Source organism: Streptomyces sp. NPDC005303 (genome assembly GCF_040607335.1).
GTDB lineage: Bacteria > Actinomycetota > Actinomycetes > Streptomycetales > Streptomycetaceae > Streptomyces.
Genome location: NZ_JBEXGM010000028.1, coordinates 71,625 through 92,450, shown reverse-complemented (window position 1 = coordinate 92,450; position 20,826 = coordinate 71,625). Strand labels below are relative to the sequence as shown.

The following is a 20,826-nucleotide window of genomic DNA, read 5'->3' as shown; positions in this document are numbered from 1 at the left end:
CCCCTGGGTAGGTGCAGTCCCGCGCGCGACGACGAACCGTTCGCCACCCGCCGAACCTGACGCGCTGCCCCCACCCAACCTGCGCGGGCGGCCGCAGGCGTCAGCGCGACCAGCCCTCACCGCACCGGAACGGGCTGCCGCAGGCACCTCCGCTCAACCGCCGGAGGCACCCGCTCCCAGCGCCCCCCGCTGCGGCCGAATCCCCCCGGGCACCGCACGCGCGCGTGCCGGGGTGCCGGTCCAGCACGTGCCGCGGCGGGACAGGAGTCGGCCCAGCCACAGTTCCAGGGAGACCAGGTCCGCCAAGCCGTCCAGAGGCAGCGGCTCGCCCTCCGCCGCCGCCCGGAGCGCCTTGCGGACCACCCGGGCCTCCACCAGACCGGCCTGTGCCAGCAAGGGCGTGCCGAACAGGGACATCAGGGAGTCGGCCGCCACCCGCAGCCCCGTACGGGTCGCCGCGGCAGAGGAGGCGTGGGACGGGGCGCCCCAGCCCGGCGGGAGGTCGGAGACACCGGCGCCCTCCAGAACCGTACGGAGGATGTCCGCGCGAGCCCCCGGCCGGACCCGGAGCGCCTCGGGGAGGGCACGGCAGGCACGCACCACCTGGTTGTCCAGGAACGGCATGTGCAGCCGCTGGGAGCGGATCTCCACGGCCTGCTCCAGGACACGCAGGTCCGACGCGTGACGCGCGAGCGCCGCACGCGCGCGGAAGTCGCCGGGATGCTGCCCGGGACCCACCCCGGAACGATGCGTGGCTCCCTGCAGGCGAACCGATACTTCAGCCAGCGCCTCGCCGGTCAGCCACCGTGCCGCGGGCCCCGGTCTGGCCCAGGTGAGCGCGGCGAGAGAGGCCCCCACCGCACCCCCGGGCTCGTCGAAACGCTGGTGCATGAGCCGGTCGGCCAGCATGTCCAGACCGACCCGGTACGGCGTACGGGCCAGTTTCCGCGCGGCGCCGTACACGCGCGCGGGGACGAGCACGGAGCCGTCCGCCTTGGTCAGGGCGGCCACGGGCCGGACCAGATGGCGCCGCTTGCGGTCCATCAGCAGGTCCGCGAGGCGCGCCGGATGCGCGTCGAGCACCTGCCGTGCCCCGTACCCCGTGAAGTGGTCGGCGCTGCCCGCGGCGAGCCGCGCCCGGTGCCGCGCCGCCGTCACCAGACACGGCCCGGGTTCGTCCGTCAGGGGCCCGTCCAGCTCGGCGTACGGAAGCGTTTCCTCGCCGCCGGTCACCACCACGTGGTGCAGCCGCGGATTCGCCGCGAGGGTGCCCGCCCGCTCCAGTTCGGCCTCCCGGCCGCCGACAGCGAGGTCGTTGAAGGTGACCGCGAGCAGCCGCTCACCGGCCCCGGTGCCGTGCCCGAGGACCGTCCCCGGCATCCCCGGCAGCCCGGCGGCCAGCAGGGCGAGCGTCCCCGACGCGGGCCCCCCGGACAGGTCGGCCCCGATCCCCGGCACCGGCATCCCGCGCGCGGCACGCCGTTCGGCGGGCCCCATGCCGGGCACCGGACCGGGGTCGATGTCGGGCACATGCCTCGGGGCGGACAGACGCGCGCGTACAGCCTCCACCAGGGCGTCACGCACCGCGTCGACGGCGCGGTCCGGGTCGGCGGAGGGCGCGGCGACCGCGAGGGAGGCCACCGGCTCGTATCCGGCGATCTCGCGGGCGCCGTTGCGCAGGATCAGCGCGTGCCCCGGCGGAATGCGCCGAACGCCGTCGTAGGGGGTGGAGTCGTGGAGCGCGGCCGGTACGTCGGGGGCGGCGAGCAGCGCGGCGAGGTGCCCGAAGTCGAGGTTGGCCTCGATGAGGTCGGCGAGGGGCAGGGCCGCGGTCGCGTAGGCCGTGCCGCCGGCCCAGGGCGTGTAGAACACCGGCCTGGCGCCCGCCAGATCGCCGCCCACGGTGACCCGGCGGCCCACCTGGACCACCGCCGTGTACGCGCCCGACCAGGCCGTCAGATGCCGAAGTGCCCCTCCGCGCGCGGCGAGCAGTCCGATCCGCAGCTGCTCGTCGGAGGCCCCGCAGGTGCCGAGAACCGCGATCCGGGTCTGCGCGTCGACCGTGACCACGCGCACCTCGTCGGGGCGCCAGTCGCCGACCGCCCACAGCGGATCCGGGTCACCCCACAGCAGGTGGGAACCCACCGGGTGCACGGTCTCGCCGTCGCTTCCGGTCGCCCCGGCCGTCCCGATTCCGGAGACACCCGCGGCGGTGCTGCTCCATCCCACCAACCACCGCATCGACGCCTCCACAGGCTGTGGACAACCAGTGCACCGTTCGAACCGGTCACCATGCTGCCATGAAGGAAGCCTGCCGGAGGGCCGGTGGAGCCGCTCGTGATGCGGGGAACGCGCCCCTGCGAACACCCGCGTACGCCTGCGAACACCCGCGCGGGGCAAGGAGTGTGCGACGCGAATGCGCCCCCGATACGCTCCCCAAAAACGCCTAACGCGCCCTCAACTGCCATGGTAGGAGGGCTGATCACCCACGAGAGCGAGGGTTGATTTTCAGCCAAATCGGCGACATCGAAGCAGGCTCGCGCACGCTCCGTACACAGTCCGCACGCCGCACGACAGGCGCGCAGCCCGGGAGACGCCACTTCGCCCCCCGGGCCGGTCCGCCGCCCGCGGGGATGTGAGCGGCGGTGTCCCCCAGCCCACTGGATCCAGTACAGCGGGCCGACCCACGCAGGTTCCATGGAAGCGCTCCCCCGTTGGCCGGAGGAGAGCGCACGGGCGGGCGCACGGCCACACAACGGGAGCACGACACAACCGCGCGTATCGGACCCGCACTTCAGTACGGACCACAATCCCGCCATCCGGAACAATGCCCCTTAACGCTTGGGATGCGGCGAACTACGCTGGGTTTACGAATGCCGCGTGGTTATGCCAGTGCGGCAGCCGTCTGTGTCGAGGGGTGGCGCATGTCCAGGGAGCAACGCGGGCCGAACGAAAAACTCGGCGCCGTTCTCGCCCTCGCGGGAATCAGCAACGCAGGACTCGCGCGTCGCGTCAACGATCTTGGCGCTCAACGCGGGTTGACTCTTCGCTACGACAAGACGTCGGTGGCGCGCTGGGTGTCGAAGGGAATGGTGCCGCAAGGTGCGGCGCCCCACCTCATAGCCGCCGCCATCGGCCAGAAGCTCGGCCGCCCGGTGCCGCTCCACGAGATCGGCCTGGCGGACGCGGACCCCGCGCCGGAGGTGGGCCTCGCCTTCCCCAGGGACGTCGGACAGGCCGTCAGATCGGCCACGGAGCTCTACCGCCTGGACCTCGCCGGCCGCCGATCCGGCGCGGGCGGCATCTGGCAGTCGCTCGCCGGTTCCTTCGCAGTGAGCGCATACGCAACGCCCGCCTCACGGTGGCTGATAACCCCGGCCGACAGCTCGGTCGCGCGCGAGGTGAACCACTCCGAGGGCTCCGGCGCACCGCTCAAAGTCGGCCACAGCGACGTGCAGAAGCTGCGGGAGGCCGCCGAGGACGCCAGGCGCTGGGACTCCAAGTACGGAGGCGGCGACTGGCGTTCGTCCATGGTGCCGGAGTGCTTAAGGGTGGAGGCGGCACCGCTGCTGCTCGGCGCGTACTCCGACGAGGTGGGCCGGGCACTGTTCGGTGCCTCCGCCGAACTCACCCGGCTCGCGGGCTGGATGGCCTTCGACACGGGCCAGCAGGAGGCGGCGCAGCGGTACTACATCCAGGCGCTGCGGCTGGCCCGCGCGGCGGCCGACGTCCCCCTCGGGGGCTATGTGCTGGCGTCGATGTCGTTGCAGGCGACCTACCGGGGCTTCGGCGACGAGGGCGTCGATCTCGCACAGGCCGCGCTGGAGCGTAACCGGGGGCTGGCGACCGCCCGCACCATGAGCTTCTTCCGGCTCGTCGAGGCGCGGGCACACGCGCGTGCGGGTGACGCCGCCGCGGCCGGAGCGGCGCTCAAGGCGGCGGAGGGGTGGCTGGAGCGGTCCCGGGACGGGGACAACGATCCCTCGTGGCTCGGGTTCTACTCCTACGACCGCTTCGCCGCCGACGCGGCCGAGTGCTACCGCGACCTGAAGGCACCGCGACAGGTCCGCCGCTTCACGGAGCAGGCGCTGTCGAAGCCGACGGAGGAGTTCGTACGCTCGCACGGGCTGCGGCTCGTCGTCTCCGCGGTCGCCGAGCTCGAGTCGGGCAATCTCGACGCGGCGTGCGAGCAGGGCGTGCGGGCGGTGGAGGTCGCGGGGCGCATCTCCTCGGCCCGCACCACCGAGTACGTGAAGGATCTTCTGCACAGGCTGGAGCCGTACGGGGACGAGCCCCGGGTGGTGGAGCTCCGGGAGCGGGCCCGGCCGCTGCTGATGGCTCCGGCTTGAGACCCGGACGGCGGCACCGCCCCCCGCGTTTGAAGTGACTGTCAGTGGTGCAGTGCACTATCGGGGGTGGGAGGTGGTGCAGGTGCTGTCCGGGATCGCTTACGACTGTGACGTGCTCGTGATCGGTGGGGGCATTGTCGGGTTGTCCACGGCGTACGCGATCACGCGCAGCGCGCCCGGCACTCGGGTCGTCGTGCTGGAGAAGGAGGCAGGGCCCGCCCGGCATCAGACCGGGCGGAACAGCGGGGTGATCCACAGCGGGATCTACTACAAACCGGGGTCGCTCAAGGCGCGGTACGCGGTGCGGGGCGCCGCCGAGATGGTCAAGTTCTGCGCGGAGTACGGCATCGCCCACGCGGTCACCGGCAAGCTGATCGTCGCGACCGAGCGCAGCGAGCTGCCGCGGCTGCACGGACTGGTGCAGCGCGGCCGGGAGAACGGCATTCCGGTGCGGGAGCTGGGCGCCGCCCAGATCGCGGAGTACGAACCCGAGGTGGAGGGGCTCGCCGCCATACACGTCGGGACGACCGGGGTGTGCGACTTCGTCGGGGTCGCGCGGCAGCTGGCCGAGGCCTCGGGCGCGGAGATCCGGTACGGCGCCGAGGTGCGGCGGATCGACCGGCGCCCGGAGCTCGGGGTCGCGGTGCTGACAGGCGCCGGCGATGTCGTACGGGCGCGGGTGCTGGTGAACTGCGCCGGGCTGCACTGCGACGAGGTGGCGCGGCTGACCGGGGACGACCCCGGGATGCGGATCGTGCCGTTCCGGGGGGAGTACTACACGCTGGCGCGGCCCGAGCTGGTGCGGGGGCTGGTGTATCCGGTGCCGGATCCGGCGTTCCCGTTCCTCGGGGTGCATCTCACGCGCGGGATCGACGGAGGGGTGCACATCGGGCCCAACGCGGTGCCGGCGCTGGCCCGGGAGGGGTACGACTGGGGGACCGTCCGGCCCCGTGAGCTGGGGGCCACGCTGGCCTGGCCGGGGTCCTGGCAGATAGCGCGGCGGCACTGGCGGTACGGCACGGGGGAGCTGCGGCGGTCGGTGTCGCGCAGGGCGTTCACCACGGCGGTACGGAGGCTGCTGCCCGCTGTCACGCCGGATGACCTGGTGCCCTCGGCCGCCGGGGTGCGGGCACAGGCCGTACTGCGGGACGGGACGCTGGTGGACGACTTCCTGATCCGTGAAGGGGCGCGAGCGGTGCATGTGCTGAACGCACCCTCCCCCGCAGCGACAGCTTCCCTGCCGATCGGGCGGGAGGTGGCCCGGCGCGCACTGGAGACGCTCCGCTCGGCGTGAGCGGCCTGGATGCCCCACCCGTACGCACCACCGGGCCGGAGCCCGAGGACGTGACGGGCGGAACAGCCCTGAGCCGTGTTCGTCCCCGGGACCACCGTAAAATCGGCCTCACTGTGTCTGACTCCCATGCCCCCGAAGCCCCCCGGTCCCGGCCCGCCGCCGCCGGCGAGTCCGCTCTGCACGCCCCCGGTGTCTCCGTCCGGCACACCCGGGGCAAAGGGGAGCCGCGGTTTCCCGACGGGCCCAGTGCCGATCCCGCGGGGTCGCACTTCGAGCGGCGGATCCGGAGTTTCCAGCCACGGCGGAGCCGGGTGACGGCGGGGCAGGCGGACGCGTTGCAGCGGCTGTGGCCCACGTGGGGCCTCGACATCGACGGGCAGCGCACCATCGACCTCGGCGAGCTGTTCGGAAACGACAACCCCGTCGTACTGGAGATCGGTTTCGGAATGGGTGAGGCCACCGCGCAGATGGCCGCCGCCGAGCCCGAGATCAACATCCTCGCCGTCGATGTGCACACCCCGGGGCAGGGCAACCTGCTCAACCTCGCCGAGCAGCAGAAGCTGTCCAACGTCCGGGTCGGCAACGGCGACGCCATCATCCTGCTGCGCGAGATGCTCACCGAGGACTCGCTCGACGGACTGCGCGTGTACTTCCCCGACCCCTGGCCCAAGAAGCGGCACCACAAGCGGCGGCTGATCCAGCCGGAGTTCCTGGACCTGGCCGCGACCCGCCTGAGGCCCGGCGCGCTGGTGCACTGCGCGACCGACTGGGAGCCGTACGCCGAGCAGATGCTCGACGTCCTCACCGCGCACCCGGACTTCGAGAACACACAGGCCGGCGGCGGTTTCGCGGCCCGTCCCGACTTCCGGCCACTGACCCGTTTCGAGGGGCAGGGACTGGACAAGGGACATGTCGTGAACGACCTGCTGTTCCGCCGCGTACAGCACGCCGACCGAACCGACCAGTCCCCCACCGGCGCCTGAGCACCCCGCCCCGCCTGCGGGCGGCGCCTCTGTCTCGTTAAGGTCGATGCCGTGGCCACCTGTCCCCCGTATCCGACGTACCCCGGTGACCCCACCGGTGGCGGTGTGCTGCGGCATGCGCACTGGTGGCAGCGGAAGTGGGTGCGCTACGGCGCCCTGATCACGCTCCTCGCGCTGTCCGGGCTCGTCATCCTCGCCCTGGTCCGCCAGCAGACCGGTACCCAGGGGTTCCTGGTCGGGCTGGGCCTCGCCGTCCTGCCCGTACCGCTGCTCATAGCCGCCTTCCGCTGGCTCGACCGGGTCGAACCGGGCCCCTGGCGCAATCTGCTGTTCGCCTTCGCCTGGGGCGCCTGCGCGGCGGCGCTGATAGCGATCATCGCCAACAGCTTCGCGACGAAATGGATAGCGACGGCGACCGCCGACCCGGCCGGCGCGGACACCCTCGGCGCGACCGTGATAGCGCCGATCGTCGAGGAGTCGGCCAAGGCCGCCGCCGTGCTGCTCGTCTTCCTGTTCCGCAGACGGGACTTCACCGGGATCGTCGACGGCGTGGTGATAGCGGGGGTCACCGCCACCGGCTTCGCCTTCACCGAGAACATCCTCTACCTCGGCACCGCCTTCGGCACCGACCAGCTCACCGGCGACCGCGGCATCGCCTCCGTCACCGCCGCGACCTTCTTCGTGCGCGTGGTGATGTCGCCGTTCGCGCACCCCCTGTTCACCGTGCTCACCGGCATCGGCTTCGGCATCTCCGCGCTGTCGGCGGAACGCCAGCGCATCCGGCGGATCCTCCTCCCGCTGTCCGGTCTGCTGCTCGCCATGGGCATGCACGCCACCTGGAACGGCTCCTCGACGTTCGGGCAGTTCGGCTTCTTCGCGGTGTACGCGATGTTCATGCTCCCGGCGTTCGCGCTGCTGACCTGGCTGGTCATCTGGACGCGGCAGCGGGAGCTGAAGACCGTGCGCGACGAACTGCCGGCGTACACCGTGGCCGGGTGGCTGACGCCGACCGAGCCGTATGCGCTGGGCTCGATGCGGGCGCGGCGGGTGGCGCGGGACTACGCGCGGCGGCAGTTCGGCGGGCGGGCCGCTGCGCGGGCGGTCTCGCAGTACGAGGCGTACGCGACATCCTTGGCGTTCCTACGGCACCGGGGGCGGCTCGGGCGGGCGAACGCGGACTTCGTCGTACGGGAGCGGGAGTTGCTGCACGAGCTGTGGCGGCGCCGGGACGTGGCGCGTCCCGCGCTGGACCACGCGGCCCGGATGACGGCACCGCCGGTACCGGTGACCGCGCCGCCCTGGCCGGTGTACGGGGTGTACGGATACCCGGCGCACCCGGCCCAGCCGCATCTCGTTCACCCGGCCCACGCGCTCCAGCCGCCGCACCCCGTTCACCCGGCCCACCCGACGGTGCCGTACCCCGCCTACAACCCGTACCGGACATAGCCGCGCCGGAAGGTCAGTCCGACGCCTCCGTCAGGCGCCCCAGCTCCTCCTCCGACAGCACCAGATCGCCCACCCCCAGCAGCGCCGGCAGCTGTTCGACCGTGCGGGCGGACGCGATCGGGGCCGCGACCGTCGGCTGGGCGGCGAGCCAGGCGAGGGCGACCGTGGCGACCGGGACGGTGTGGGACTCGGCGATGTCGTCGAGCGCCGCGAGGACCTTACGGCCGCGTTCGGTCTCCAGGTGCTTGGCGGCGCCTGCCCGGCGCGCGCTCTCGACCGTCGTACCGGGGCGGTACTTACCGGTGAGGAACCCGGAGGCGAGGGCGTAGTACGGGACGGCGGCGAGGCCCTCCCTGGAGGCGACGGCCTCGAGTTCGCCCTCGTACGTGTCGCGGGAGACCAGGTTGTAGTGGGGCTGGAGGGCGACATAGCGCGCGAGCCCCTCGCGGTCGGAGAAGGCGAGGAACTCCGCGAGCCGCGCGGCGGAGATGTTGGAGGCGCCGATCGCCCGCACCTTGCCCGCCTTCACCAGTTCGTCCAGCGCGCCGACGATCTCCTCGACGGGGATCTCCGGCTTGTCGAAGTGGGTGTAGTACAGATCGATGTGGTCGGTGCCCAGGCGCCGCAGCGAAGCCTCCGCCGCCGCCTTGATGTTCGCGGCGCTCAGGCCCTGGAAGTCGGGGTGCTGGCTGACCTTCGTGGCGATGACGACGTCGTCGCGGTTGCCGCGGGCCGCCAGCCACTTGCCGATGATCGTCTCGGACTCGCCGCCGGAGTTCCCGTCGACCCACGCCGAGTAGGAGTCGGCCGTGTCGACGAAATTGCCGCCGGCCGCGGTGTACGCGTCGAGGACGGCGAAGGACGTGGCTTCGTCGGCGGTCCAGCCGAAGACGTTGCCGCCCAGGGAGAGCGGGAAGACCTCGAGGCCGGAGGAGCCGAGCTTGCGAAGAGAAGTCATGCCATACGTCAACGCCCGCGCCGGACGCCGGTCTTCCGCTACGGCCGCAAAGTCCTCGTAAACAACCGGAATCAGTCGCTCCGAAGCACCGGCAGCCCTGACGTCGGGGGGACGTCGTCAGGGCTGCCGGAGTTCGCGGGAGTCCGCGGGAGACCTCAGGGGGTGAGCCCCTTGCCGCGCAGCCACGACATCGGGTCGATCCCGTCGGCCGAGCCGCCCGGGTGGACCTCCAGGTGCAGGTGCGCGCCGGTCACGTTGCCCGTGGCGCCCACGCGGCCGATGACGTCACCCGTGCCGACCTTCTGGCCGACGCTGACATTGATCGAGGACTGGTGGCAGAACCACAGCTCGGTGCCGTCGTCGAGGGTGAGGATCGTGCGGTAGCCGTAGGAACCGGCCCAGCCGGCCTCGGTGATGGTGCCGCTGTGGATCGCCTTGATGAGGGTGCCCGTGGGGGCGGCGAAGTCGAGGCCCGTGTGGTAGCCGGAGGACCACAGCGAACCGGCCTGACCGAAGGTCCCCGTGATGGTGTACGACGAGGTCGGCAGCGTGTACTGCTTGGCGAGCTCGGCCAGGCGCGCGGCCTCGGCCTTCTTCGCGGCCGCCTCCTCCGCCTTCTTCTTCGCGGCGGCGGCCTTCTCCTGAGCGTCCTTCTCCGCCTTGGCGGCGGCCGCGTCGGCCTCCTTCTGGGCGGCGTCCGCGACGGCCTGGGCGGCCTTGGTGTCGATCTGGTCCTGCTGCACCTCGGCCTGGGCCAGGATGCGCGAGCGCAGCGCCTCGCCGGCGTCCGAGGTGCCCTGAGTGGTGTCGGCGGTGGTGGCGCCGACACTGCTGAAGGCGCTCGTGTCGTCCGCGGCGGTGTCGGCGTTGTCCGAGATGAGCGAGCTCACGGAGCCCAGGTCGGGCATGGAGATGGAGACCGGCGGCTTGCCGGTGTTGGCGCTGGCCATCCCGCCCGCGCTGACGGCGGCTATGACACCGACGCCGAGAACGGTGGAGCTACGGGCGAAACCCCCGCCACGCTGCTTGGCGACGCGATGCCGGCCTCGTACGGGAGCGAGGGAATCCGCGGTCGGGTTCCACTCGCCGAGCGGGGCCTCGTCGTCGGCGCGGTAGCCGCCGTACACGAGGGTGTCGCTCGGAACGTACGGCGCCTCGGGGGCAGGCGGGTTGGACGCCACGTGGGCGCGCTCCTTTCCTTCCTTCTCGCCTACCGGGTTAGCTGACGGGTTCGGAGCAGGAAGGTCTCCTACGCGCGTATACCCGCCGTGCTGCCACGGCGGAGTACGAGCGATTCACCCCAAGTTGGTGGTTCCCCGGTTTCCTTGCGGAATTCGGCGCGTGAGCACGGAGCCGTCTCTTGTGACGGCTGGGACGACCGCGCTGCGTTATCGAACGTTAATAGACCCGGGGGCTCGATTCCAAGCTGTTCCGCTTGATCGTTAACGAAATCCCGCAGGACTTAGGGCCCATGAACGGCTAAAAACGGGCGAGTTGACCCTTCGTCGGATGGCGCACAGGTGTTGACGGTGCGTCAGTTGTTATGCGGAGGGCGGTCACTCGCTCACCCCGCGTCACGAGACGTCGTACCGTGCGGCACGGCCGGGAAAACACTCAGGGCCGGAGTCCAGTGACTGGACTCCGGCCCTGAGCCTTGAGTAGCGGGGACAGGATTTGAACCTGCGACCTCTGGGTTATGAGCCCAGCGAGCTACCGAGCTGCTCCACCCCGCGCCGTTGTGTGACCAGCATACGTCATCGGCGAGGTGGTTCGCGCCAGGGTTGTTCCGGAGGCCCGGCGGTGCGGGCCGGCTCCCCCTGTGCGGAAACCCTCGCCCGGCCCGGAAGGTGTAGCCGGCTACACCGTGCGCCGGGAGCCGTTCGTCTAGCGTGAGCCGCATGTGGAAGTCGGTGCAGCGTGCGGCGATGGCGACCGTGCATCTCGTCGTGGCCGCGGCGATGTGCTTCGGCATGTACCTCTTCATCACCGTGCTGCTGATCGCCGCCGCAGGCACGGTCGTCGTGGTCGGCTGCTGGCTGCTGCCCGAGGCCGTGCTGCTGATACGGCGGATCGCGGGCGCCAAGCGGAATCTGACCGCCCGGTGGACGGGCAGGGAGATCCCCGAGGCCTACACCCCGATGACCGGCACGCTGCGCGAGCGGCTGCGCATCTCGGTGCGGGACCCCGGCACGCTCACGGACTTCCGCTGGATGCTCTGCTACTACCTCTACGGCGCCCTGCTCGCCCTCGCCCTGCCCCTGTGGCCCCTCGGCCTGGTGGTCGACGGTGTCTGGGCCGGGGCGCTGCGCCGCGACCCCGTCGTCCTCCCGCTGATCGTGAGGCTCGCGGACACCGAGGCCCGCTGGTCGACCGCGCTGCTCATGCCGTCCCCGAAGGCCAGGCTGGCCCGGCGGGTCGAGGAGCTGAAGGAGACCCGGGCCGACGCCATCGCCGCGCACGAGGCGGAACTTCGCCGCATCGAACGGGACCTGCACGACGGCGCCCAGGCGAACCTCGTGGCGCTGTCGATGCGGATCGGACTCGCCAAGCGGGCCTACGACCGTGACCCGGACGCCGCCCGTAAGCTGCTGGACGACGCCCAGACCCAGGCCGAGCGGGCACTGACCGAGCTGCGGCACGTGGTGCGCGGCATCCACCCGCCGATCCTCACCGACCGGGGTCTGGTCGGCGCGGTGCGGGCGCTGGCGGCGAGCAGCGGGCTGACGGTGACCGTGGACGACGGCGGCCTGGACGCGGGCACCCGGGCGCCCGCGGCGGTGGAGGCGGCCGCCTACTTCGTGGTCGCCGAGTCCCTCACCAACGTGGCGAAGCACAGCGGTGCGGACCGGGCCGAGGTCCGGCTGGCCCGGACCCGGCGCGGGCTGACCGTGCGGGTGCGGGACGAGGGCCGGGGCGGCGTCGACGAGCCCGCGGGCTCGGGGCTGCTCGGGATGCGGCGCAGGGTCGCTGCGCTCGACGGGACCTTCGAAGTGACCAGCCCCGCCGGGGGCCCGACCGTGATCTACGTGGAGCTGCCGTGCGTGTGGTGATCGCCGAGGACAACGCCCTTCTGAGAGAGGGGCTCGTCCTTCTGCTGACGTCCTCCGGGCACGAGGTCGTGGCCGTCGTCGGCACCGGCCCCGAGATCCTGCCCGCCCTGCTCGACCACCGGCCGGACGTGGCCGTGCTCGACGTACGGATGCCGCCCGGGTTCCGCGACGAGGGTCTGCGGGCCGCCCTGGAGGCACGGGAGCGGATCCCCGGACTTCCGGTACTGGTGCTCTCGCAGTACGTCGAGGAGTCGTACGCCGCCGAGTTGCTGGCGGGTGGCACCAGCGGGGTCGGCTATCTCCTGAAGGACCGGGTCGGCCGGGTCGACGAGTTCCTCGACGCGCTGGAGCGGGTCGCGGCCGGCGGCACCGCGCTCGACCCCGAGGTCGTCACCGAGCTCCTGACCCGCCGCCGTGACACACCGCTCGACTCCCTCACCCCGCGCGAGCGTGAGGTGCTGAAGCTGATGGCCGAGGGGTACGACAACACCACCATCGCGAAGACCCTCGTCGTCACCGAGCGCGCGGTCAGCAAGCACATCGGCAACGTCTTCCTCAAGCTGGGCCTGCCACCGAGCGACAGCGGCCACCGGCGGGTGCTGGCCGTGCTGGCCTATCTGGCGCACACGCCCAGCTGAGCGTCAGCCGACGCCGAGTTCGGTCAACTCCGCCAGCGGCAGCGTGTGCTGGGTCTGCAGGACCTTCGCGCGCAGGTAGCGGACGTTGTGGGCGGTGGTGAAGACTCCGGTGGGGATCCGGTCACGGACATCGATGCCGAGGTCGCGCAACTGGCCGGCCTTGTCGGGGTTGTTGGAGAGCAGGTCGAGCTCGGAGATCCCGAGGGCCTGCAGCATCTGCGCGGCCGCCGTGTAGTCGCGGGCGTCCTCGGGCAGGCCCAGCGCGGTGTTCGCGGCGTAGGTGTCGAGGCCCTGGTCCTGGAGGGCGTACGCGTCGAGCTTGTTGTAGAGGCCGATGCCGCGGCCCTCCTGGCGCAGGTAGAGCAGGACACCGCCGCGCTCGGCTATGCGCTCGACCGCTTCACGCAGCTGAGGTCCGCAGTCGCAGCGGGCGGAGCCGAAGACATCGCCGGTGAGGCACTCGGAGTGCAGGCGCACCAGCGGGGCCGTGCCGGGGGCGGGGTCACCGAGCACGACGGCAAGGTGCTCCTGCCCGTCGGCCAGGCCGTGGAAGGTGACGAGCTCGGCGTCTACGCGGTAACCGTCCCCGAAGCGCAGCGGGACGCGGACGCGGGAGCGCTGGGTGGCGGCGGGCAGGTCGGGCATGCGGGTACTCCGGTCCGTAGGCACACCTGCTTCAGATTTGAAGCAGTTCTACTGATCGAGACACTACCTCATGCTTTAAATTTGAAGCAACGCCTTTGTGGCGCTCGTCACGCAGGACTTCTCACGAACAGGACGGGGACGACCGTCGGCGCCACGGGACCTCCTCGGCGGGACCGTCCTCCCCTTGAAGTCCTGCGGTGACACTGGTGAAGATCTCCTCCAGCTGCCCCACCTGCTCCGGGGTGAGCCGGTCGAAGAGCGCGGTGCGGACCGTCTCCACATGGCCCGGCGCCGCCCGCTCCAGCACCGCCATACCCTCGTCCGTGAGGACCGCGAGGCTGCCGCGCTTGTCCCACTTGCAGCTCTCGCGCCGCACCAGCCCGTCCTTCTCCAGCCGGGCGACGGCGTACGTCAGCCGGGGCCGGGTGATCTTCAGGCCCTCGGCGAGATCGGTCATCCGCAGCCGCCGCTCCGGGGTCTCGGAGAGGTTGGCCAGGATGGAGTAGTACAGGTGCGGCATGCCGGCCTCCTGCTGGAGCTGCCGGTCGATGGTGTCCTCCAGGAGGAGCGAGGCGGCGATGTAGGCACGCCAGGCTCGCTGCTCGTCGGGGCTGAGCCAGCGGGTCGTCATGCCCCCAGTGTAGGTTTGCTTCAAACTTGAACCAAGACCGCCGTCCGTGAAGTCCCCGACACCCGCCGAACCCGCGCCTTCCGTTCACCCCCGCCATCCGTTTCCGAGAGGGACCGCGCCGATGCCCCACCCCTACGTCCTGCTCTCCGCCGCGGTCTCCCTCGACGGCTACCTCGACGACACCGGCCCCGACCGCCTCCTCCTGTCCAGCCCGGCCGACTTCGACCGCGTCGACGAGGTCCGCGCCTCCGTGGACGCCATCCTCGTCGGCGCGGGCACGATCCGCGCCGACAACCCCCGCCTGCTGGTGAACTCCGAGACGCGCCGCGCGGCCCGCGCCGCCGCCGGGAAACCGCCGTACCCCCTGAAGGTCACGGTCAGCGGCTCGGGCGAGCTGGACCCGGCCGCGAACTTCTGGCACACGGGCGGCGAGAAGGTCGTCTACACGACGGACCAGGGCGCGGAGCGGGCCAGGGCGCTGGGGATCTCGGCCGACATCGTTCCGCTCGGCCCCGAGCTGGACTGGCGCCGTCTGCTGGAGCATCTGCGCGAGGAGCGCGGAGTGGAGCGGCTGATGGTGGAGGGCGGCGGCCGGATCCACACCCAGCTCCTCCAGCAGGGCCTGGCGGACGAGGTGCAGCTCGTCCTGGCCCCCCTCTTCGTCGGCAGTCCGCAGGCCCCCCGGCTCTTCGGCCCGGGCGCCTACCAGGAAGGCCGGCTGCGTCTGGTGGAGACCCGCCGCATCGAGGACGTGGTCCTGATGCGCTACGAGCCCACCGCCCCCGGCACGGGCCTGGTCGCCGCCGCCGCGGACCACCACTGGCTCGCCCTGGCCTGCGAGTTGGCGAGCGACTGCCCGCCTTCACGGACGGCGTTCAGCGTGGGCGCCGTGGTGGTCGCGGCCGACGGCACGGAACTGGCGCGCGGCCACTCCAGGGAGGGTGCCGACCCGGTCGTCCACGCGGAGGAGGCCGCGCTGGCGAAGATCGATCCGGCCGATCCCCGGCTGGCCACGGCCACCGTCTACACCAGCCTGGAACCCTGCACCCACCGCGCCTCCCGCCCCGCCCCCTGCGCCCGGCTGATCCTGGACGCGGGGGTACGCCGGGTGGTGACGGCGTGGCGGGAGCCGGACACCTTCGTGGCGGGAGCGGACGGGACGGGACTGCTCACGGCGAAGGGCGTGGACGTGGTGGTGCTGGGCGAGTACGAGGACCGTGCGAAGGCCCCGAACCGCCACCTGGCGTGAGGAGGGACCTCAGCCGATGGCGTACGCCCGGTAGACCGTCTCCACCGAACGGTCCCCCGCCGCGTCGGTCACCTGGGAACGCAGGGCGACCGCGCCGGAGGCCGGGTTGTGGACGGACGCCTGCCAGGTCGAGCCGGAGTGCCTGACTGTCGCCGCCTTCCAGGTCTTGCCGCCGTCGGCGGACGACCAGACCTTGACGGACTTGGCGGTCACCTTGGTGAACTTCGGATCGGGGCCCTGGGAGCCGCGCCCGGCGCTGACGTCGACCGTGGTGGTGCTGTTCGCCGCGGCCTGGTTGCGGCTGTTCAGGCCGGTCGGCAGGAAACGGGTCATGAAGACGGGCGCGACCATCGGCTTGGCCGGGTCGGCCTTGAAGTGCCAGTCGAGGGTGACGCGCGACGACAGCATGCCCGCGGGGAAGGTGATGCCGGGGCGGTAGCGATGCGCATCGACGGCCAGGTCGTACCAGCCGGCCGAGCGGATGCCGGCGGAGAACTCGGCGTCGTCGCCACCCCAGTTGGTCAGGGTCCGCTTCTTGACGGTGGTGCTGCCCTTGGTGAGGACCACCGTCTCCTTCGTCGGGTCGGTCCCGTCGACGCCGACATCGGGGTCGCCGATCAGGGCGTCCGGGATGAAGTCGACGGACCTCTGCCAGACGACCGGCAGGTAGTGCATCGGGCTCCACGCGGCCCTGCCGAACGACTGGGTGAAACTCTGCCGCGCCTTCAGCGTCCGGACCTTCGGGAATCCGCCGCCGATGTTGTCGCCGTTGCTCGCGATGATGTCGTCACGCGGCTGCCAGGTCCCGGGAGTCACATGGACGGTGGCGCTGTACGGCGCGCTGTCGTCGCGGACCTCGGTCATCAGGTCGGTCGTGCAGTCGTTGGTCTTCGGCGCCGCTTGGAGCGCGGTGTCGTTCTGCCGGGCCATCTGCGTGCCGCCGCGCACCGAGAAGCGCATCGTGGCCAGGTTCGCCCGCTTGTACGACCCACCGGGGGCGGCCGGGATGCCCGTGGTGTTCTTCGCGGCGACGTAGCCGTCCTTGCCCGTCCACTGCGCCAGGTACCCGAACTGCAGCAGCCTGGAGGAGTTCGGGATGGCGTAGAGGGACCCCTGGTAGTTCCAGCCGCCCGTGCTGAAGGCGCCGGGCATGTCGCTGACGGTGCCGGCGCACACCTGCGCGCTGATGCGCGGCGGGTCGGTCACGTCGGCGGGCGTGTCGAGGGACACCTTGACGGCCTTGCCCTTGCGCGCGTCCAGCGTCACCGAGGTCCTGCCCGACACCTGGACGACCTGCGCGCCGATGGTGTCGGTGCCGAGACCCTCCGTGCCTTGCTCCCAGATGTCGGTCATCGCCAGGTAGCGCCCCGAGGGCAGGCTGATCCGCTTGCCCGACGCCACGCTGTACGTCCGCCCGGACGGCACCGCGACGACGGTGAGCGTCGTCGCGACCTTGGCGCCGTGCCGCCCCAGCGTGGTGACGGCCAGTGAGCCCGACGCCGCCTGCGCGGAGACCGCGGTAGCGACCAGCGGCACCAGTGCGGCCACCCCGACGAAAGCGAGCGATCTCCGTCGCACGAACATGAAGTCCCCCTCCGAACCCCGAAGTCGGCCAAGCCTAGGCAGGCCATGGACCCGGCAGATCAAAGCGAACGGACACGTCTGATCAAGGTGTGACAAAGAAGCCCGGACCAGGGTTGGCCGAAACCTCAACACATCACACTTGAAACACAGTTGTCGCCCATTCTTCTGGTTGGCAGACTCACTCCGCCGACGCAAACATGCGGACAAGTGTGCGAACGCCCACGGGGAAGCAGCACGTCGGCGAACCGGGCTCACGTCATCTCACCAGGGGGGAACGTCCATGCGTCTCTGCCTGCCCAGACACGTCCTGACCCGCGCCACCGCCACCCTCGCCCTGGCACTGGCCATGGCCACCGGCACCACCGGCCTGCTCTCCGGCACCGAGGCCCACGCCCTGCCGGTCACCGACGGCTCCTTCAGCTTCAGCGGTGACGAGGGCGACTACATCAGCGGCGGCCAGTCCTACACCTACGCCACCTCGTCCCAGGACCACCTGAACGTCTCCGGGAACACCGACAACAGGGTGATCACCCTCTCCGTCGACGGAGCGAACGGCGACTGGTGGACCCTCGACCTCGCGGCTCCGGCCGGCAGGACCCTGACACCCGGCACCTACACGGGAGCCACCCGCTACCCCTTCAACGACGCGACCGAGCCGGGCCTGTCGCTCAGCGGCAACGGCCGCGGCTGCAACGAGCTCACCGGCACCTTCACCGTCTCCGCGGTGGAGTTCGGTCCCCAGGGCTACGTGAAGAAGCTCGACGCCACCTTCGAGCAGCACTGCGAGGGATTCACCCCGGCCGCGCGCGGCGAGGTCCACATCGAGAACCCTGCCCCGCCGGCCGAACTCGGCCTCGGCCTCGACATCGCCCTGGCCGGCACCGCGAGCTCCCTCAACGGCAAGGCCACCTTCCACGGCACGGTGAGCTGCACCAAGCCGGTGCAGGTGACCGTGGCGGGCGACGTCACGCAGGTGAAGAAGCGCGACCTCATCCGCGGCTCCTTCTCCACGTCGGTGTCCTGCACCCCGGGCACCCCGGTCGCCTGGACCGGAACGGCCGTACCCACCGGCTCGGTCCCATTCCAGAAGGGCGACGTCGAGGTCGAGGGCCACGCGACGGCGACGGACCCGGACTACGGCCGGCAGGTGACCGTCGACGAGACCGTGGCGGTCCGCCTCACCCGGGTCTGACCCTCTGACACACAGCCACCCCGCTCACGCGGAACCCCGGACACACCACAGAGCCCGACCCGGCCGAAGCCGGGTCGGGCGCTGTGTGACAGGTCGGAGGACATGTCCCCCGACTCTCACCGGTAGGCCCTGTGGGACTCGAACCCACAACCAATGGATTAAAAGTCCTGGCCAAAGCTTGCTGGGTGGTTCCGGACGCTGACTCGCTGTCCGGAACCACCTGGTCAGGACAGGTTCGCCATAGGGGACGGTCCACCCCAGGACAGTTCCTGCCACACCGTCCGCTCACGCATCGCTCACGCAGAAGGGGCTGATGACCAGTACGTTCGCGCCTTCTGACGCTGTTTCGCTTTCCGAGCAGTCTCGCCTGACCGAAGGAGGTTGAGCGGGCTTCAGCGCCGTAGGCGGCGGCGCAGTTCCGCGTACCACCAGGTCTCCGCGGCAGCCACCGCCGCCAGGACGGTGACCACGCCGGCAAGAGCCGCGACCGGCGGCAGTACGGCCGCCGCAGGACTCCACCCGAGCAGCAGGAACAGGCCGCCCAGTCGGAACCGACTCCACTGGCGCAGCACGGTCCAGCCGAACAGGAGCAGCCCGGCCAGATACGTGGCGGCTCCGCCGCACAGAACCCAGGCGTAGAAGCCGCCCAGCGCTTCGCCGCCGTCCGCGTGAGCCATGACCCCCTCGACGCCGAAGGCCGTAAGCACGATGCCGGCCATGATCGGGAAGTGGGCGTAACCGTAGGCGTCGACCGCAAGCCTGAGCCGGTCACGTCCCTGCGTCCTGCTCAACTGGTGCTCTCCCACCAGCGTGGCCACGTCGAAGTACAGCCACCACAGTCCCAGGGCGACGGCGACGCCCAGGACCGCCGCGGCCAGCAGCGGGGTGGAGATCGGGTGGTCGGCGGCTCCCGCGCCCATGGCGAGGAGCGACTCCCCGATGGCGATGATCATGAACAGTTCGTGCCGTTCGGCGAAGTAGGAGGCGCTGCGGATGCGCCAGTTGCCCCGGCGGGAGGTGGCGTACACGCCACCCCAGTCCGTGGCGATCGCGGCCGCGAACAGCGCCGTCTGCCACCAGCCCCCGATCACCGCACCGACGATCAGGAGGCAGGAGCCGCCCAGTACGGCGGGCCAGGAGACCGCGATCTGCCGCAACAGCCCGTGGTCACCGCGCGCGAGCACGCCGTAGAGGACCAGGTGCACACAGCGGACGAAGAGGTACGCGCAGGCCAGGACCACAGGCCCGTTGAGGCCGCCCGGCGCGTCGTGCCACGCCTCCGGGACGGTGAGGGCCACGACGAACACCCCGGCCATCGCCAGCGTCATGCCCGCGCGTACGACACCCGGATCGGCCTGGGCCTGGTTGCCGAGCCAGGCGTAGGCGGACCAGGAGATCCAGACCAGGGCCAGCAGGAGCACTCCGCGCAGGACACCGCGGCCACTGTGTTCGTGCGCCATGTAGGCGGTGACCTGGGTGAGGGTGAACACGTACACCAGGTCGAAGAAGAGTTCGAAGGTGGTCACCCGGCTGCCCGCGAGTACGGCGTGAGCCGTACCCGGTGGTCCGCCTTCCTGCCGGCTTTCACTCTTGTCCACCACAGACCGCACTTTCTCCGGATCACGGCCACCTCGCATCTCGGCGCGGGGTGACTCAGGCGGCATCGCCTGCGAAGGAGCGGCTGAACTGCCGGCCCGACTGGACCATGCTCCGCACGCTGCCGAGCCGCTCGTCCTCGTATCCGCGCAGGGCTTGCGCCATGGCCGGTCCGCGTACGCCGGCGGCGACGGCTGCGGCGACGGCCTCGGCGTCGTGGAGAGAGGCGCTGAAGCCCGAGCCCGTCATCGGGGTGGGTACGTGGGCGGCGTCTCCGACGAGGGCGAGGCGGCCGTTGACGAGCTGGTCGGGGACGTACTCGGCGATCGGGGTGCCGATGACGGCACGCCGCTCGATGCAGTCGAGGACGGCCTCGCGCCAGGGCGACGGCCACAGGTCCTCGGCCCTGTCGGCGAGCGCGCGGAAGGTCGTCTCCGGTATGTCGGCCGAAGTGAGCGACCGGCGTACGACGTTACCGACGACAGCGCCCGTTTCACGCAACAGATCGTTGCGGCTCGCGTCGTACCAGGCCCAGCCGACCTGGCGGGAGCCCGGGGCGACGGAACCGTCGGGGCCGGGCAGCGGGTAGCCGAGGAGGTAGTCCTCTCCACCGGTGAGGATGTCGACGTCCCGTGGCAGGCGGCGCGAGGACATGAGCGCGGACTCGTCGGTCAGGCCGAGCCAGATCAGGTAGCCGGCGAACGTCGCGTCGGGCTTGTCGGGTGCGACGCCGCCGCGCACCACGCTTCCGTGGCCGTCCGCTCCGATCACGACATCGCCCCGGAATGTCCGCCCGTCCGAGGTGATCACCCACGCCGAGTCCGCGTCCTGGCCGACGCTTCGTACGGTCGTGTGAGGGCGGAGCTCGATACAGGGGTCTGCATCGACGGCCGCCCGAAGCCGGGCGTGGACCGCCGACCAGCTCTGCACACCGGAGGCCACCGAACTCAGCGGCGTCAGGCCGCTCTTCGAGAGACCGGATCCTGTGATTCTGCTGAGCAGGCCCTCACTCACCCCGCCGAGAGCGGCCCCTCTGCGGGCCCGGGGGACCGCCCCGGATCGCTCCAGCATCGTCACGTCGACTCCGGCCTGCGCGAGGGCAAGTCCGGTCATCAGACCCGCGAGGGAGGCACCGACGACGACGGCGGTGCCCTGGCGCCCGTTCCCGTTCCCGGAGCGGCTCGTGTCGCGCGTTGCTGTGGTCATGCTGG

At 71.4% G+C, this 20,826-nt stretch carries 16 protein-coding genes, 1 tRNA gene and 1 riboswitch; of the genes, 8 read left to right on the top strand and 9 right to left on the bottom strand.

Features of this window, described 5'->3' with window-relative positions; translation table 11 throughout:
- Nucleotides 1-153 precede the first annotated feature (153 nt).
- Nucleotides 154-2,241: an asparagine synthase-related protein gene (locus tag ABZT93_RS30865; RefSeq protein WP_356110888.1), complete on the bottom strand. Its 2,088-nt coding sequence runs from the start codon at nucleotides 2,239-2,241 to the stop codon at nucleotides 154-156.
- Between the two features lie 683 nt (nucleotides 2,242-2,924).
- Here ABZT93_RS30865 and ABZT93_RS30860 point away from each other — a divergent pair.
- The 4 genes from ABZT93_RS30860 (at nucleotide 2,925) to ABZT93_RS30845 (ending at nucleotide 8,072) form a co-directional block, all read left to right on the top strand.
- Entirely contained in the window at nucleotides 2,925-4,349 is a 1,425-nt protein-coding gene (locus tag ABZT93_RS30860; protein ID WP_356110886.1) for an MFS transporter, read from the top strand.
- 73 nt (nucleotides 4,350-4,422) lie between these two features.
- Complete coding sequence (gene lhgO / locus ABZT93_RS30855; RefSeq protein ID WP_356110884.1) at nucleotides 4,423-5,643, top strand: L-2-hydroxyglutarate oxidase; 1,221 nt, start codon at nucleotides 4,423-4,425, stop codon at nucleotides 5,641-5,643.
- A gap of 113 nt (nucleotides 5,644-5,756) precedes the next feature.
- Nucleotides 5,757-6,626, top strand: coding sequence for a tRNA (guanosine(46)-N7)-methyltransferase TrmB (gene trmB, locus ABZT93_RS30850; RefSeq protein WP_356110882.1), 870 nt, complete (start codon nucleotides 5,757-5,759; stop codon nucleotides 6,624-6,626).
- A 51-nt stretch (nucleotides 6,627-6,677) separates the two neighbouring features.
- Nucleotides 6,678-8,072, top strand: coding sequence for a PrsW family intramembrane metalloprotease (locus tag ABZT93_RS30845; protein WP_356110880.1), 1,395 nt, complete (start codon nucleotides 6,678-6,680; stop codon nucleotides 8,070-8,072).
- A gap of 13 nt (nucleotides 8,073-8,085) precedes the next feature.
- On the opposite strand, the gene ABZT93_RS30840 is transcribed toward ABZT93_RS30845, so the two are convergent.
- The 3 genes from ABZT93_RS30840 to ABZT93_RS30830 all read right to left on the bottom strand — a co-directional run bounded on the left by ABZT93_RS30840 (nucleotide 8,086) and on the right by ABZT93_RS30830 (nucleotide 10,763).
- The gene (locus ABZT93_RS30840) at nucleotides 8,086-9,030 is read right to left on the bottom strand and encodes an aldo/keto reductase (protein WP_356110879.1); all 945 of its coding nucleotides are present in this window, start codon (nucleotides 9,028-9,030) and stop codon (nucleotides 8,086-8,088) included.
- A gap of 155 nt (nucleotides 9,031-9,185) precedes the next feature.
- On the bottom strand, nucleotides 9,186-10,211 hold the full coding sequence (locus ABZT93_RS30835; RefSeq protein ID WP_356110877.1) for a M23 family metallopeptidase: 1,026 nt from the start codon (nucleotides 10,209-10,211) through the stop codon (nucleotides 9,186-9,188).
- An 11-nt stretch (nucleotides 10,212-10,222) separates the two neighbouring features.
- Nucleotides 10,223-10,380: riboswitch (cyclic di-AMP (ydaO/yuaA leader) on the bottom strand.
- A 309-nt stretch (nucleotides 10,381-10,689) separates the two neighbouring features.
- A tRNA-Met gene (locus ABZT93_RS30830) sits at nucleotides 10,690-10,763 on the bottom strand.
- Between the two features lie 165 nt (nucleotides 10,764-10,928).
- Between ABZT93_RS30830 and ABZT93_RS30825 the strand changes: the two genes are divergently transcribed.
- On the top strand, nucleotides 10,929-12,080 hold the full coding sequence (locus ABZT93_RS30825) for a histidine kinase (protein WP_356110875.1): 1,152 nt from the start codon (nucleotides 10,929-10,931) through the stop codon (nucleotides 12,078-12,080).
- Complete coding sequence (locus ABZT93_RS30820; protein WP_356110873.1) at nucleotides 12,068-12,718, top strand: response regulator transcription factor; 651 nt, start codon at nucleotides 12,068-12,070, stop codon at nucleotides 12,716-12,718. The genes ABZT93_RS30825 and ABZT93_RS30820 overlap by 13 nt, the downstream gene beginning before the upstream one ends.
- A gap of 3 nt (nucleotides 12,719-12,721) precedes the next feature.
- Here the strand turns inward: ABZT93_RS30820 and ribA are convergent, their stop codons facing one another.
- Nucleotides 12,722-13,363, bottom strand: coding sequence for a GTP cyclohydrolase II (ribA, locus tag ABZT93_RS30815; protein WP_356110871.1), 642 nt, complete (start codon nucleotides 13,361-13,363; stop codon nucleotides 12,722-12,724).
- A gap of 121 nt (nucleotides 13,364-13,484) precedes the next feature.
- Nucleotides 13,485-13,994: a MarR family transcriptional regulator gene (locus ABZT93_RS30810; RefSeq protein WP_356110869.1), complete on the bottom strand. Its 510-nt coding sequence runs from the start codon at nucleotides 13,992-13,994 to the stop codon at nucleotides 13,485-13,487.
- Between the two features lie 121 nt (nucleotides 13,995-14,115).
- Here ABZT93_RS30810 and ABZT93_RS30805 point away from each other — a divergent pair, with 121 nt between their 5' ends.
- The gene (locus ABZT93_RS30805) at nucleotides 14,116-15,243 is read left to right on the top strand and encodes a dihydrofolate reductase family protein (protein WP_356110867.1); all 1,128 of its coding nucleotides are present in this window, start codon (nucleotides 14,116-14,118) and stop codon (nucleotides 15,241-15,243) included.
- A gap of 9 nt (nucleotides 15,244-15,252) precedes the next feature.
- Here ABZT93_RS30805 and ABZT93_RS30800 read toward each other — a convergent pair whose 3' ends face one another.
- A complete protein-coding gene (locus tag ABZT93_RS30800; RefSeq protein ID WP_356110865.1) occupies nucleotides 15,253-16,827 on the bottom strand; it encodes a hypothetical protein in 1,575 nt (524 codons plus the stop codon).
- Between the two features lie 280 nt (nucleotides 16,828-17,107).
- Between ABZT93_RS30800 and ABZT93_RS30795 the strand changes: the two genes are divergently transcribed.
- Entirely contained in the window at nucleotides 17,108-18,019 is a 912-nt protein-coding gene (locus ABZT93_RS30795; protein WP_356110863.1) for a hypothetical protein, read from the top strand.
- A gap of 392 nt (nucleotides 18,020-18,411) precedes the next feature.
- On the opposite strand, the gene ABZT93_RS30790 is transcribed toward ABZT93_RS30795, so the two are convergent.
- A complete protein-coding gene (locus ABZT93_RS30790; RefSeq protein WP_356110861.1) occupies nucleotides 18,412-19,617 on the bottom strand; it encodes a low temperature requirement protein A in 1,206 nt (401 codons plus the stop codon).
- 55 nt (nucleotides 19,618-19,672) lie between these two features.
- Nucleotides 19,673-20,821, bottom strand: coding sequence for an FAD-dependent monooxygenase (locus ABZT93_RS30785; RefSeq protein ID WP_356110859.1), 1,149 nt, complete (start codon nucleotides 20,819-20,821; stop codon nucleotides 19,673-19,675).
- Between the last annotated feature and the right edge of the window lie 5 nt (nucleotides 20,822-20,826).